A 13,272-nucleotide genomic window follows, 5' to 3' on the forward strand; every position below is an offset into this window, starting at 1 on the left:
GGATGGAAGTCGTCCTGTTCATCGCAGTGGTCATCGTCGTGGTGGCCTTCCAGGCCCTGCGCCCTGGCGGGCGCTCGAAGCGGCGCAAGAGCGGGTGGGGCGGCGGCTCCTCGGGAGGCGGCTCGTCGTGCGGCTCGTCCTGCGGCTCGTCCTGCGGGGGCGGCGGCGGGGGCGACTGACGACGGACGCCCGCCGGTGGCGGACCGGCGCCCGGCCACCGGATCCGGCCGGAGCAGTCCGCGGCCGCTGACATGCCGCCGCGGGGCGGCCGCCTACCGGCCTGCGCCGCGCAGCCCGAGCACGTACGCCGCCGTGGAGGCGACGACCCGGTCCCTGTCGTCGGAGAGGTCGGCGAGGGCGCGGGCGGCCGCGGCACCCGGGATGTCCGCGAGGGCCTGCGTCAGGCGGCGGCGGGCGGGCACCGGGGTGGCCCGGTCGCCGAGGCGGTCGACGAGGCGGGCGGCGATACGGTCTGCCAGCGCGGGATCCCTCGCGAGGGCGGCCAGCGCGTCGGCCGCATCGGCGTCGCTGCGGTCCTCCACGACCATGGCGACGAGCACCGGCACCGCCCCCGCCACCCCGCGCGCCCCGAGCACCAGGGCCGCGCGGCAGCGGACGTCGGGGTCGGGGCCGGTGAGGGCCTCTTCCAGCAGTGCGGTCGCCTCGGCACCCGGGATCTCGGCGAGGGCGCGGACGGCGCGTTCGCGCACCTCGGGCGCCGGCGAGCGCAGGCCCTCCCCGAGCAGCGCCGACCCGTCATCGCCGGCCTGCGCCAGGGCCCACCGGAGGGCGCCGGCGACGTGCGGGTCGGCCTCGCCGAGGGCGGCCTCGACCAGCGCCTCCACCGGTACGGGGGCCTCCGCGGCCGCGGACAGGGCCGCGCGCTGCCGCGCCCCCGCGCTGTGCGACGCCAGCGCCTGGAGAAGGGCGACCGTCTGCAGGACGTCGTCCCAGGCGGCGGGCTCCGCGGCGCCGATCCGGCGGAGCCGCGTCAGCAGCTCGGTCTCCGCCGCGATCCGCTCCCGGGTCCGGCCGATGAGGGTCTCGACGAGCCCGGCGGGCGCGAAGCCGGGGTCGTCGAGCGCGCGGCCGACGTCGCGGAGCGACAGCCCGAGGGAGCGCAGGCTCTCGATGTGGAAGATGCGCCGGATGTCCGCGTCGGAGTACTCCCGGTAGCCGGAGGAGGTCCGCACCTCGGGGCGCACCAGGCCGAGCGATTCGTAGTGCCGGAGCATGCGGGCGCTGACCCCGGAGCGCCGCGCGACGTCGCCGATCAACACTGCCTACCGCCCCTCCGGTCCGGCCCCGCCGAGGGCCGTGACGCGTTTCGCCTCCTCGACCGCGAACTCGAACCCGGCGTCCGGGTCGCGCCCCAGCCGCTCCGTCGCCAGCGCGTGCGTGCGTACGCGGGGATCGGGATCCCGCGTCGCGGCGTCCACGGCCGGCGGCATCGCCTCCCCGAGCGCGACCAGCGCCCGGCTGAGGCTCAGCTGCGTCTCCCGTCCGCCGCGCCCGAGCTGCGTGGCCAACCCTACGGCCAGGGCGTGCTCCTCCCCTTCGGGTACGAGGACCACGGCGGCCCGCCAGGCGCTCCGGGCCACCTCGTCGTCGGGGTCGGCGAGCAGGGCGGGCGTGATCACCGGCCAGGCCCGCCGGTCCCCGATCTTCGAGAGGGTGTGCAGCGCTTGGCTCCGCGCCTGCGCACTCCCCGAGCGGACCTCGTCGACCAGCAGGGGTACGGTCACCGAGGCCGAATGGCGCGTGAGCGCCCAGGTGAGCATCTCGCGCACGGGGAACTCGGGCTCGACGGCACACCGCTCGGTGAGCCGGCGGACACTGCCGGGGTCGGGGTCCGAACCGACCGCGAGCGCCGCCCGCAACCGGACGGACGGGTCGTCATGCCCGAGCGCCGCCAGCGCGCGCGGGGTCTGCGCATCGGTTTCCGATGTGGCCATGGGAACCACCTCCTGCCCCGCAGTGAAGCCCTTGCCACGGTGTCAAGGTCAAGCAGAACCCAGGCGCCTACCGAGCCACACCCGCAGGAGCCCTCGTCATACGGGCCACCCGTCCCACACCGACTCGCGACGCCTCACCATCCGGTCAGGAAGTGCGGCCGGCGCATCCGGGGTCCGGCAGGGCCGCGGTCACCGCTGCTTCCGCGTGGAGGCGGGTCGTGGGGAAAAGGGGGACGGGGCTGTCGTCCCGGCCTATGAGGAGTTCGATTTCCGTGCAGCCCAGGATGATGCCTTCCGCGCCGGCGGCCACGAGGTCCTCGATGACCTTCCGGTAGGCGGCGCGGGATTCCTCGCGGATGATGCCGCGGCAGAGTTCCTCGTAGATCACCTGGTGGACGAGGGCGCGTCCGCCGGCGTCCGGGACGGTGACGGCCAGGCCCGCCGCTTCGAGGCGGCCGCGGTGGAAGTTTTGCCTGGGGTGCGGCTCGTGCCGCACATTCGGCGGGTCGGGGGTTTGTGATCGCGGAGAGTGGCCAGACAGTAGGCATCCTGCTCAGCGACAGGGAAGGTTCGTCATGGCAAACGTGGTGCTGCTCACTGTGCCGATGCTGGTGGCCGTGCTCCTCACCGTCACCAGGCGTGAGGGCGGCCGGCATGCGGGAGGCCGCCGGTGACGGGTGTGCGCAGTGTGGGTGTGGAGGAGGAGCTGCTGCTCGTCAGCCCGCGGACCGGTGAGCCGATCGCGCTCGCGGCCGCCGTGCTGGAGGCGGCGCGCAAGGCGCCCGGCGGCGAGGAGGTCTTCGAGCGGGAGCTCAAGAACGAGCAAGTCGAGTTCGCGACCCGGCCGGTGACGCAGATGGGCGAACTCGCCGAGGAGATCACCCGGTGGCGGGCGGAGGCGGCGCGCCACGCCGGCGAGGCGGGGGCCGCGGTCGCCGCGCTCGCCACCTCGCCCCTCCCGGTGGAGCCGTCGAGGAGCCCCGGGGAGCGCTACCGCTGGGTGGGCGAGCAGTTCGGCCTGACCGAGCAGGAGCAGCTGACCTGCGGCTGCCACGTGCACGTGTCGGTGGAGTCGGACGAGGAGGGCGTGGCCGTACTGGACCGCATCCGCCCGTGGCTGCCCGTCCTGACGGCCATGAGCGCGAACTCCCCCTTCTGGCAGGGCCAGGACAGCGGCTACGGCAGCTACCGCAGCCGCGTGTGGAACCGGTGGCCGTCGGCCGGGCCGGTGGAAGTCTTCGGCAGCGCCGACCGCTACCACGAGCAGGTCCGGGACATGCTCGGCACGGGCGTCCTGCGCGACGCGGGCATGGTGTACTTCGACGCCCGGCTGTCGGCGGCGTACCCGACGGTGGAGCTGCGCACGGCCGACGTGTGCCTGCACCCGTCCGAGCCCGTGCTGCTGGCCACCCTGGCCCGCGCGCTGGTGGAGACCGCGTCCCGCGCCTGGCGGGCGGGCGAGCCGCCGGCCCGGATCGGTGTCGGCCTGCTGCGGCTGGCGTCGTGGCGGGCGGGCAAGTCGGGCCTGGACGGCCCGCTCGTCGACCCGCGCACCATGCGGCAGGCCCCGGCGGAGGCGGTGGTCGAGGCGCTGCTGGAGCACGTGGGCGAGGCTTTGGAGGACAGCGGGGACGCCGCGGCGGCCCGCAAGGGTGTGGCTGAGCTCCTGGAGCGGGGCAACGGGGCGCGCGTGCAGCGCCGGCTGCTGGAGGAGCGCGGCGGGCTGCCGGAGGTGGTGGCGGAGTGCGCCCGGCTGACGACGGGCGAGCCGGGCCGGCCGTAGCGGCCTTCCGCCGCCGCACGGGCCGGGGGTCAGGCGCGGCGGTCGTCGATGTGCACGGAGAGGTGCGGCCACGCCGCGGTCAGCCGGGCCAGCTCGTCGGCCGTCGGGCCGCCCGCCTCCCGCAGTGCGCGGCCGGGGAGGAAGTGGACGGTGGTCCCCGTCGTGCCGTCGTCGGGGACGGGTTGCAGGTCCGTGGCGGGGACGCCGGATTCGTACCGCTGGGTCCAGGATCCGTTGCGGCGGCGGTTGGTGTGGACGAGCCACGTGCTGAGCGCGGCGACGACGGACATGCCCCGCCGGGGGTGGCCGTCGGGCAGGGGCGGTGCGGCGGGGTGGTCGAAGAACCGGAGGTCCTTCGTCGCCATGACCGGCTTCTTGACGGGGTGCCCGTGCTCGTCGAGGCGCGTGTCCGTGCCGCGCCCGTCGTCCGCGACGGCCACGGAGCCGTCGGGGTGGCGGATGAGGCGGCAGTGCCCGCCGTTGCCGGATGCGGCCTCGTCGGCGGCGTACGCGACGACTTCGAGGACCAGGTGCCGCGCACCGCCCGGGGTGTAGGCGTCCGGGTTCCGGCGAACGTGCTCCAGGTGGTCGGCGTCGACGGTGCCGGCCCAGTCGTGTGTGGTGTTCTGCCAGGAGGCCCGCGGGGTGGTCATCCCGGAAGTATGACCTGAGGTCGTGCCGTGAACGGCTGCCGCCCCGGCGTGGATCGCCGGGGCGGCAGCCGCCCTTCGCCGACGGGGCCCGTACCTGCTACAGGACGCGCAGGGCCTCCAGGCGCCGGGCGAACGGCACGACCTCGAAACCGTCCGCCGGGTCCACCGACGTGATCGCGCCCGTCCGCGACCGGGGGGCGATCGCCGCAGCGGTGTCCACGTCGGGGGTGCCGGCCCGGCCCGCCGGCGCCATGAAGCGCGCCAGCTCCGCGCCCGCGCGGGCGATCCGCTGCGCGAGCCCCTCCTCGCCCCAGTCCTCCGAGGCCGCGTACACGGCGGTCGGCACGGCGAGCGCGCGCAGGTACGCGAACAGCGGGCGCAGCGCGTGCTCGGTGGCCAGGGAGTGGCGGGCCGTGCCTCCGGTCGCGCCGAGGAGCACCGGCTTGCCCGTGAGGGCGTCCTTGTCGAGGACGTCGAAGAACGACTTGAACAGGCCGCTGTACGAGGCCGCGAAGACGGGTGTCACGGCGATCAGGCCGTCCGCGGCGGCCACCGCGTCGAGTGCGGCGGCCAGGCGGGCGGGCGGGAACCCGGTGGTGAAGTGCCGGGCGATCTCGGTGGCCAGGTCCCGCAGTTCGATCACCTCGGGCTCGGCGTCGACGTGCTCCAGCGTCGCGGCGGTGAGCCGGTCGGCGAGCAGCCGGGTCGACGAGGGCGAGCTCAGACCGGCCGATACGACGATGAGCTTCATGCCTGCGTCTTCTCCTTCGGGGTCTCCCGGGCCGCGGCGACACGGGCCGAGTGGGTGGGAGCGTCCGGCACGCCGGCCGGGCGGAGGCTCGCGAACTCCTTGCGCAGGACGGGCACGACCTCCTCGCCGAGCATGTCGAGCTGCTCCAGGACGGTCTTCAGGGGCAGGCCCGCATGGTCGATCAGGAAGAGCTGGCGCTGGTAGTCGCCTGCGTAGTCCCGGAAGGAGAGGGTGCGCTCGATGACCTGCTGCGGGGAGCCCACGGTGAGCGGGGTCTGGGAGGAGAACTCCTCCAGGGAGGGGCCGTGGCCGTACACCGGGGCGTTGTCGAAGTACGGGCGGAACTCGCGGACCGCGTCCTGGGAGTTGCGGCGCATGAAGACGTGGCCGCCGAGGCCGACGATGGCCTGTTCGGGGGTGCCGTGGCCGTAGTGGGCGTAGCGCTGCCGGTAGAGGTCGACCATCTGCCGGGTGTGTGAGGCCGGCCAGAAGATGTTGTTGTGGAAGAAGCCGTCGCCGTAGTAGGCGGCCTGTTCGGCGATCTCCGGGGAGCGGATGGAGCCGTGCCACACGAAGGGGGCGACGCCGTCCAGGGGGCGGGGGGTGGAGGTGAAGGACTGGAGCGGCGTACGGAACTTGCCCTTCCAGGTGACGGTGTCCTCGTCCCAGAGGCGGCGCAGGAGGGCGTAGTTCTCGATGGCGAGGTCGATGCCGTCCCGGATGTCCTTGCCGAACCAGGGGTAGACCGGGCCGGTGTTGCCGCGGCCCATCATCAGGTCGACGCGGCCGTCCGCGATGTGCTGGAGCATCGCGAAGTCCTCGGCGATCTTCACCGGGTCGTTCGTGGTGATCAGCGTCGTGGAGGTGGAGAGGATGAGGTTCTCGGTGCGCGCGGCGAGGTAGCCGAGCATCGTCGTCGGCGAGGAGGGGACGAACGGCGGGTTGTGGTGCTCGCCGGTGGCGAAGACGTCGAGGCCGACCTCCTCGGCCTTCAGCGCGATCGCGAGCATCGCCTTGATCCGCTCGTGCTCGCCGGGCACGCGTCCGATGGTCGGATCGGGCGTGACGTCACCGACGGTGAAGATCCCGAACTGCATGGCTCCCCTTCCCAAGAATGTTTACGATTCAACTATACCCGGGAACGGGGGTGCCCCGCGAGGTATTCCCGGCCGCGGCGCGGAGGACGGGCCGGGTGCCGGACTCGGGCGCCCCGGCCTCCCCCGCACCTCCCTGCCTACCAGCCCGGCGGCCGGCGCGGACACGGCGCCGGCGGCGGTGTGTCACCTCGCCCGACCGCGCCGGACGGCCGTCACAGGCTCCACGACCACGTGCCGTCCGCGGCGACGAGACAGGCGAGGACCACCACGTCGGCCGCGCCCAGGGCGATACCCAGGCGGGCCCTGCCCGGCCTGGTGGTGCCCTTGCGCAGCGCGAGTGCGCCGAGGACGGCGGCGGTGGGGCCGAGGACCAGGTTCGCCACGAGCAGGCCCACCAGGCCGAGGACGAACGCGGTGACGGCCATCGCGTCGGCGTCCCGGAGCCGGGCGGCGTACGGGCGGGGCCCGTCCGGCCGGTCCCCCTTCCCTGTCAGGCCCTGGGTCCGTTCACCGGTGCGCGCGCTCATCGGGTGGCACCTCCCCGGCGGCGGGTGCGGCCCGGCGATCCCGCCCGGACCGGCCGGGAGAGCCGCTCGCGGGCGGCGAAGACGGCGAGCCAGAGCGCGATGGCGAGGCCGCCGGCGACGCTGACGGGGACGGGTACGTGGGCCACGGCGCCGAGGAGGACCCCGAGCAGCAGGAGTGCGGCCACGAGGAAGAGCATCGGACGTCCCTCCGTTCGGATGGGGGTTCGCTGGACTGCTTCGGTCACTGGACTACTTCGGTCCGGTTACCCCCGTACCGGCGGCGCACTACTCGCCGCAGCGCCCTCGCCGCGGGGCCCCGGCGGCCGAGCCGGAGGCCGATCTGAGTACGCGTACTCAGGCCGCCGCACGGACCGGACGGACACAGTGTGGACATGACACAGCCGGGCAGCCCCTCCCCCGCCGCACCGCCGCCCGCCCCGCGCCCGCCCCGGCTCCATCCGGCGGCCGACGCGGTGGCCGGAGCCGCCCTGCTCGTCCTCGACGCGGCGGCCGCGTTCGTCGCCCTGCTCACCGGCCTCGGCCACACGGACGTCAACCTGTTCGAGGACACCGCGGGCACCGACTGGACGCCGGTCGCCGTCGCGCTCCTCGCCCCCGCCTTCCTGGCCGGCGTCAGCGCATGGCCGCTGCGGCGCCGCGCCCCCGTCTGCGCCGTCCTGCAGGCCCTGGTCGCGCTCGCCCTGGCCGGCGCCGCGGTGCTGGTGAGCGGCGTGCTCGAACCAGGCCGCACCGGACCCGCCCCGGTCACCGGGACCGTCCGGTAGCCCACGCTGGCGAACCGGAGGGGACGGCGGCGGCTGCCGGACACCCGGGGGGGCCGCCGGTGAGCGCGCAGCAGGCTTCGTCGGTAGCGTGGGAAGCGGATTGTTGCGTCCTTCCCTCCGTTCGAGGAGCGCCGCGCGCATGTCCACTCCCCCGCCTCCCCCACCGCCGCCTCCCCCGCCGCCCTACGGCAGCCCCCAGGGCTGGGGCGGGCAGCCCCCGCCGCCCGGCCCGGCGGCCAAGACGAACACGCTGGCCGTCGTCGCGTTCGTCCTGTCCCTGCTCTGCGTCCTGCCGCTGATCCCGATGGTCCTCGGCATCGTCGCCATCCGGCAGATCCGCGCCCGCGGGGAGAAGGGGACCGGGCTGGCCGTGGCGGCGATCGTCCTCAACGGCATCACGGTCGTCCTCGCCGCGGGGGTCCTCTGGGCGGGGCTGTCGGACGAGACGCCCCACAGGGACAGCAGCGGACAGGTCACCCGGCAGGGCTCCGGCGGGACGGAGGACATCCGCGCGGGCGACTGCTTCAACACCCCTGACAACATGCGGGAATACGACGCGAGCGGCGCGCCCGCCGCCCCCTCGGTGGACATCGTGCCGTGCGGGCAGCCCCACGACGGGGAGGCGTTCGCGGTGTTCACCCTGGAGGACGGGGCCTTCCCAGGCGCCGAGAAGATCCGGGCGACGGCCGAGCAGAAGTGCGGCGACGCGGTCCTCGCCGCCTACCGAGGCACCGACGCCGCCCTCCCCGAGAACCTGGAGCTCTACTACTACCTGCCGACGGAGGAGTCGTGGGACGGCGGGGACCACAAGGTCACCTGCTTCGTCGGCGACCCTGCCGGGCAGCGCACCGGATCGATCCGCACGTCCGCCTCCTGACCGGCTGGCGCCGGCGGGGCAACCGCCGGCGCCAGCCGGGTCGGCTCTGCCTCCACCGCCGGCCGGATCGGCCGGCGGTCGAGGGCCGACGCATGGCGGGCGGGCCGGGTCCGTCGGTCCGGCCGTACGGCCCCGCCCGGTGGTCCGGGCGGGGCCGCCGATGTGCGCGCCGGGCGGCTGTCAGCAGGTGACGACCTTGCCGTAGGAGCCGCGGCCCCACGTCCACTCCCACTGCTCGCCCGGCCGGTAGGTCAGACACCGGGAGTCGGAGCCCCAGTCGATGACGACCTTCAGGTGCATCGTCTCGCGGCAGGTGTTGGTCACCTTCACGTAGTTCCGGTGCTTGACGACGTCCCTCTTGACGCACGCGGGCGCCGTCCCCGTGACCCCGAGCGCCGCCGCCGGGGCGGAGGTCAGGACGGGCGTGAGGGTCGCGGCCGCGAGGACCGCGGCGGTGCCCAGTGCCGTTCGTGCGGTAAGGCGCATGACGTCTCCCTGTTCGGTGGATGGAGGATGCCGGATGCCGGATGCCGCACCGGCCTGTCGGGGCCGGGCGGCGTCGGCGACGACTCTTCCGCCTCGGCCCTGAGCGGGTCCAGCCGATCCCCCGAACGGGGGCACGGCGGGACGTCCCGGGCCCTGGCCTGCTGGGACGCGCCGCCGCCGGACACGGCCGTGGGACGGACCGGCGCGCCTCGACGTGTCCGCCGCCCCCGCCAACGCCCCTGCCGTGCGGGGCGGTCCGGCCGGGACCGCCCCGGGTGGTCCGGGCCCCGACGCCCGTATCATCGAGTCCGCGTCGGCCCGGTGCGGGGAGGGACCGCACACCCGGCCGTCCCGCGCGGCGGCCCGGCGCCCCCGGCGGCACCGATCCCCCGCCGGCCCATCCGCCCGCGCACCCACACGACAGATCAGGCGAGGACGTGCACAGGACCGTCACCGAACTCGCGGACGGCCGCGAGCTCATCTACTACGACAGCGCCCCCGGCCGGGACCGCCGGGCCCGGGACCGCCGGCCGCCGGACCGCGTCGAGAGCGCTCCGGAGCTGCGCCGCGACCCGGCCACCGGCGACTGGGTGGCGATCGCCGCGCACCGGCAGTCGCGCCCCCACCTCCCGCGCGCCGGCTCCTGCCCGCTGTGCCCCTCGCGGGAGGGGCGGGAGAGCGAGATCCCGGCCGCCGACTACGAGGTGGCCGTCTTCGAGAACCGCTTCCCCTCCCTCTCCGGCCCCACGGGCCGCTGCGAGGTGATGTGCTTCACCCCGGACCACGACGCCGGCTTCGCCGACCTCACCCCCGAGCGGGCCCGCCTGGTCCTCGACGCCTGGACCGACCGGACCGCCGAGCTGTCCGCCCGCCCCGGCGTGGTGCAGGTGTACTGCTTCGAGAACCGGGGCGCGGAGATCGGGGTGACCCTCCCCCATCCGCACGGCCAGGTCTACGCGTTCACCACGGTCGCGCCGAGGACCGCCAAGCACCTCGCCGCCGCGGCCGCCCACCGCGCCGCGACCGGCCGGAACCTGTTCGAGGACCTGCTGGCCGAAGCCCGCGCCGCCGACGGACGCCTGGTCCTCGCCGGGGAGCACTGGACCGCGTTCGTCCCCTACGCCCCCCGCTGGCCGTACGAGGTGCACGTGTACCCGCACCGCCGGGTGCCCGACCTGACCCGGCTCGCCGAGGCCGAGCGCGCCGAGTTCCCGCGCCTCTACCTGGACCTGCTGCGCCGGTTCGACCGCCTCTTCGGGCTCGCCGCGCCCACCCCGTACATCGCCGCATGGCACCAGGCGCCGCTCACGGGCGGGGAGGAACTCGCCCTGCACCTGGAGCTGTTCACCGTCCGGCGGACCGCCGACAAGCTGAAGTACCCGGCCGGGACAGAGTCCGGCATGGAGGCGTTCATGAACGACGTGGCCCCGGAGACGGCCGCCCGGCGGCTGCGGGAGGCGCGGTGACAGCGGACGCGGCCGGCGCCGTCCGCGAGGGGTTCCGGCGGGTCCACGGCGGCTCACCCGAGGGGGTGTGGGCCGCGCCCGGCCGGGTCAATCTGATCGGGGAACACACCGACTACAACGACGGGTTCGCCCTGCCCATGGCGCTGCCGCAGGCGGTGGTGCTGGCCGTGCGGCGGCGGGGGGACGGCCTGCTGCGGCTGCACAGCGCCCAGGGCGGGCCCGCGACCGCCGAGCTGCGGGTGGCGGACCTCGCCCCGGGCGCGCCCGAGGGCTGGGTCCGCTACCCGTCGGGCGTGGTCTGGGCGCTGCGCGAGCGCGGGCTGCCGGTCGGCGGCGCGGACGTGTACCTGGACAGCACGGTCCCGGCGGGGGCGGGTCTGTCCTCCTCCGCGGCCCTGGAGTGCGCGGTGGCCGTCGCGTACGACGAGTTGTACGGGCTGGGGCTGGCGCGGCCGGAACTGGCGCGGATCGCGCAGCACGCCGAGAACGCGTACGCGGGGGTGCCGTGCGGGGTGATGGACCAGATGGCTTCGGTGTGCTGCACCGGCGGCCACGCGCTGCACCTGGACAGCCGGAGCCTGGAGGTGCGGCAGGTGCCGTTCGACCTCGGCGGGCGCGGGCTGCGCCTGCTGGTGCTGGACACCCGCGTCAGGCACGACCTCGCCGACGGGGCCTACGCGGCCCTGCGGGCCGGCTGCGAGCGGGCCGCCGGCCTGCTGGGCCTGCCGGCGCTGCGGGACCTTGACGGTGCGGGGCTGCCGGCGGCGCTGACCCGGCTGCCCGGCGAACTCGTCCCGCTGGTACGGCACGTGGTCACCGAGAACGCGCGGGTGGACCGGGCCGTCGCGGAGCTGGCCGCCGGGCGGCCCGAGGCGCTGGGGCCGCTGCTGACGGAGGGACACGCCTCCCTTCGCGACGACTACGGGGTGTCCTGCGCGGAGACCGACCTGGCGGTGTCCGCCGCGGTCGCGGCGGGGGCGCTGGGCGCGCGGATGACGGGCGGCGGGTTCGGCGGCTCGGTGATCGCCTTGGTCCGCGCCGGGGAGGCGGCGGCCGTGGCCGCCGCGGTGGCGGAGGCGTTCGCGGCAGCCGGCCACGCGACGCCGGCCGTACTGGAGGCCGTACCGTCACCGGGGGCCCGGCGCATCGGCTGACAGGCACGCCGCCCGGCCGCGGGTGGCCCCGTACGGGCGGGCCGTGCGGGGCAAGGCCGGCCGGGGCCCGGTTGAGGGGTGCACCGGGCGCAGACGGCGCACGGGCCGCCGGGCACCCGTCCGGCCGGCCGGCGCGTCGGCTGACGGCAGCGCGTCGCCCAGGCCCGCAGGCGTCGTGGCAAGCCGCGCCGTACACCCGCCAGGCCGGAAGGCGCGCGGCGGCGGGCTCGCTGCGGGGCCGCAAGCGCCGTACCGGCCGCCGCACGGGGCAGGGGCGGCCGGCGCGCGGCCGACCCGCAGGCGGCCGCCACCGCCGGCCTTGCACGTGAGGCCGGCTGGCACGTGGCGGGCCGCAGGCGCCCTTCCGGCCGGTGCGCACGCATCAGGCGGGCCAGCGGAGTTCGACAAGGGTGCCCTCGCCGGGGTGGCTGTCCACGCGGGCGGCGCCGCCGGCCGCGGCCATCCTGGCGTGTACGGAGCGGCGCAGGCCCGTCCCGGCGCCGGCGGTGTCCGCCGTGTCGAAACCCGTGCCGCGGTCGGCGATGGTGACCTCCAGGCCCTCGGCGCGTCCGGCCGCGGTGAGGTAGGCCAGGCCCGTTCCGGCGTGCCTGCGCACGTTGTTCAGCGCCTCGGAGGCGGCCGCCGCGACGGCTTCCGCCACTTCCTCGGGGAGCTCCGGCACCGCGTGGTACTGCGCCTTCACCACCAGTCCCAGGGCCTCGGCGGAGCGGACGGCCTCCTCCAGGCCGGCGGTGACGGCCGTGCCCCCCGCTGCGGGCAGGTGCCCGGGATCGTCGGTGAGCTGGACGAGCCGCCGCAGGTAGGCCGCTTCGCGGGCGCAGCGGTCGCGTACGGCCTGGGCGTTGGCGTCGACTCCGCCGGAGGCGATGGTGGTGAGCGTGGCGAGGACGGTGTCGTGCAGCGCGGCGTGGTGGGCGGTCCGCTCGGCCTGGCGGGCGCGGGCGGCCTCGGCGGCAAGCGCCCGCTGCTGGGCGTCGTCCAGGAGGATCCCCTGGCGCCTGACGTACCACCAGCCGGCGGCCATGAGGCCGCTGCTCACCGAGAGGGCGCTGAGGTGTTCCAGGAGTCCGGCCGTGTCGGGCCGGCGCACCAGCTCGTGCACGGCGAGCGACGTCGCCGCCAGCAGCACGAAGCAGAGGACGGTGCCGCGCCAGCGGAGCGACACGACGGCGGCCGCGGAGGCGGAGAGCGCCTGGACCGCCAGCCAGCCGTGCGCTTCCACGGCGGGCCCCTCCCCGATGGCGGCTACCGCCGCGAGTGGGAGCAGGCAGCCGTTCACGCCCGCATCCGTCCACATCAGGCGGTCGGGGATCCGGCCGTGGCGCAGTCCCGCCGCGTAGACCGCCAGGGAGACGGCCCATACGGCGGCCAGGAGGACGGCGGCCCGGGCGTCGACGGGATCGGCCGCCACCACGCCGCTCGCGTACAGGAGGTGCGCCAGCCGGTAGAACCCGGCGACCTGCACGGCGACGCGCCGCGCACGCTGAAGCCCCACTCCGTCCCCCCTGTGGACCGGTCCCCCGCCGGCGTCCGCCGCGCGGGCGGGTGCCGTGGACTTCAGTTGATCCCGCCGCAGATGGGCCGTCAAGGCGTTCCCCGGCCGACGCGGTACGGCCGCGGGACCGGGACGGCGGGCGGTCACGGGATCAGGGCGCGCACGAGGTCGAAGAGGGCGGCGACCGCCCGGCCAGGGCGGCCGCGACGCCCAGGATCACGG

Annotated in this window: 15 protein-coding genes and 1 pseudogene; 6 read left to right on the forward strand and 10 right to left on the reverse strand. The window is 75.9% G+C overall.

Annotated features, from left to right (window positions below):
- Positions 1 to 2: 2 nt before the first annotated feature.
- On the forward strand, positions 3 to 179 hold the full coding sequence (locus tag ACZ462_RS24135) for a hypothetical protein (RefSeq protein ID WP_467804054.1): 177 nt from the start codon (positions 3 to 5) through the stop codon (positions 177 to 179).
- A 93-nt stretch (positions 180 to 272) separates the two neighbouring features.
- Here ACZ462_RS24135 and ACZ462_RS24140 read toward each other — a convergent pair whose 3' ends face one another.
- The 3 genes and pseudogenes from ACZ462_RS24140 to ACZ462_RS24150 all read right to left on the reverse strand — a co-directional run.
- Entirely contained in the window at positions 273 to 1,280 is a 1,008-nt protein-coding gene (locus ACZ462_RS24140; protein WP_467804056.1) for a MerR family transcriptional regulator, read from the reverse strand.
- A gap of 3 nt (positions 1,281 to 1,283) precedes the next feature.
- On the reverse strand, positions 1,284 to 1,955 hold the full coding sequence (locus ACZ462_RS24145; protein ID WP_467804057.1) for a HEAT repeat domain-containing protein: 672 nt from the start codon (positions 1,953 to 1,955) through the stop codon (positions 1,284 to 1,286).
- A 145-nt stretch (positions 1,956 to 2,100) separates the two neighbouring features.
- Positions 2,101 to 2,427, reverse strand: a pseudogene (locus tag ACZ462_RS24150) (aspartate/glutamate racemase family protein); the annotation flags it as partial.
- Positions 2,428 to 2,634: 207 nt separating this feature from the next.
- Between ACZ462_RS24150 and ACZ462_RS24155 the strand changes: the two are divergent.
- Positions 2,635 to 3,738 carry a glutamate--cysteine ligase gene (locus tag ACZ462_RS24155; RefSeq protein WP_467804059.1) on the forward strand — a complete coding sequence of 368 codons (1,104 nt, stop codon included), beginning with the start codon at positions 2,635 to 2,637 and terminating at the stop codon, positions 3,736 to 3,738.
- A 29-nt stretch (positions 3,739 to 3,767) separates the two neighbouring features.
- On the opposite strand, the gene ACZ462_RS24160 is transcribed toward ACZ462_RS24155, so the two are convergent.
- The 5 genes from ACZ462_RS24160 to ACZ462_RS24180 all read right to left on the reverse strand — a co-directional run bounded on the left by ACZ462_RS24160 (position 3,768) and on the right by ACZ462_RS24180 (position 6,963).
- Positions 3,768 to 4,391 carry an ATP-binding protein gene (locus ACZ462_RS24160; RefSeq protein ID WP_467804061.1) on the reverse strand — a complete coding sequence of 208 codons (624 nt, stop codon included), beginning with the start codon at positions 4,389 to 4,391 and terminating at the stop codon, positions 3,768 to 3,770.
- 97 nt (positions 4,392 to 4,488) lie between these two features.
- Positions 4,489 to 5,142, reverse strand: coding sequence for a CE1759 family FMN reductase (locus ACZ462_RS24165; RefSeq protein ID WP_467804062.1), 654 nt, complete (start codon positions 5,140 to 5,142; stop codon positions 4,489 to 4,491).
- On the reverse strand, positions 5,139 to 6,239 hold the full coding sequence (locus ACZ462_RS24170) for an LLM class flavin-dependent oxidoreductase (RefSeq protein ID WP_467804064.1): 1,101 nt from the start codon (positions 6,237 to 6,239) through the stop codon (positions 5,139 to 5,141). The genes ACZ462_RS24165 and ACZ462_RS24170 overlap by 4 nt, the downstream gene beginning before the upstream one ends.
- A gap of 212 nt (positions 6,240 to 6,451) precedes the next feature.
- On the reverse strand, positions 6,452 to 6,766 hold the full coding sequence (locus ACZ462_RS24175; RefSeq protein ID WP_467804066.1) for a DUF4190 domain-containing protein: 315 nt from the start codon (positions 6,764 to 6,766) through the stop codon (positions 6,452 to 6,454).
- Complete coding sequence (locus ACZ462_RS24180; protein WP_467804067.1) at positions 6,763 to 6,963, reverse strand: hypothetical protein; 201 nt, start codon at positions 6,961 to 6,963, stop codon at positions 6,763 to 6,765. The genes ACZ462_RS24175 and ACZ462_RS24180 overlap by 4 nt, the downstream gene beginning before the upstream one ends.
- A gap of 195 nt (positions 6,964 to 7,158) precedes the next feature.
- On the opposite strand from ACZ462_RS24180, the gene ACZ462_RS24185 reads away from it, so the two are divergent.
- Both ACZ462_RS24185 and ACZ462_RS24190 read left to right on the forward strand, forming a co-directional pair.
- On the forward strand, positions 7,159 to 7,551 hold the full coding sequence (locus ACZ462_RS24185; protein WP_467804069.1) for a hypothetical protein: 393 nt from the start codon (positions 7,159 to 7,161) through the stop codon (positions 7,549 to 7,551).
- Between the two features lie 139 nt (positions 7,552 to 7,690).
- Entirely contained in the window at positions 7,691 to 8,428 is a 738-nt protein-coding gene (locus ACZ462_RS24190; protein WP_467804070.1) for a DUF4190 domain-containing protein, read from the forward strand.
- Between the two features lie 180 nt (positions 8,429 to 8,608).
- Here ACZ462_RS24190 and ACZ462_RS24195 read toward each other — a convergent pair whose 3' ends face one another.
- Positions 8,609 to 8,914, reverse strand: coding sequence for a hypothetical protein (locus ACZ462_RS24195; protein ID WP_467804072.1), 306 nt, complete (start codon positions 8,912 to 8,914; stop codon positions 8,609 to 8,611).
- A 437-nt stretch (positions 8,915 to 9,351) separates the two neighbouring features.
- Between ACZ462_RS24195 and galT the strand changes: the two genes are divergently transcribed.
- Both galT and galK read left to right on the forward strand, forming a co-directional pair.
- Positions 9,352 to 10,380: a galactose-1-phosphate uridylyltransferase gene (galT, locus tag ACZ462_RS24200; RefSeq protein WP_467804073.1), complete on the forward strand. Its 1,029-nt coding sequence runs from the start codon at positions 9,352 to 9,354 to the stop codon at positions 10,378 to 10,380.
- The gene (gene galK, locus ACZ462_RS24205) at positions 10,377 to 11,534 is read left to right on the forward strand and encodes a galactokinase (protein ID WP_467804074.1); all 1,158 of its coding nucleotides are present in this window, start codon (positions 10,377 to 10,379) and stop codon (positions 11,532 to 11,534) included. The genes galT and galK overlap by 4 nt, the downstream gene beginning before the upstream one ends.
- Before the next feature lie 382 nt (positions 11,535 to 11,916).
- Here galK and ACZ462_RS24210 read toward each other — a convergent pair whose 3' ends face one another.
- Positions 11,917 to 13,050: an ATP-binding protein gene (locus tag ACZ462_RS24210; protein ID WP_467804075.1), complete on the reverse strand. Its 1,134-nt coding sequence runs from the start codon at positions 13,048 to 13,050 to the stop codon at positions 11,917 to 11,919.
- Positions 13,051 to 13,272 lie beyond the last annotated feature (222 nt).

Source organism: Streptomyces sp. NPDC031121 (genome assembly GCF_055570615.1).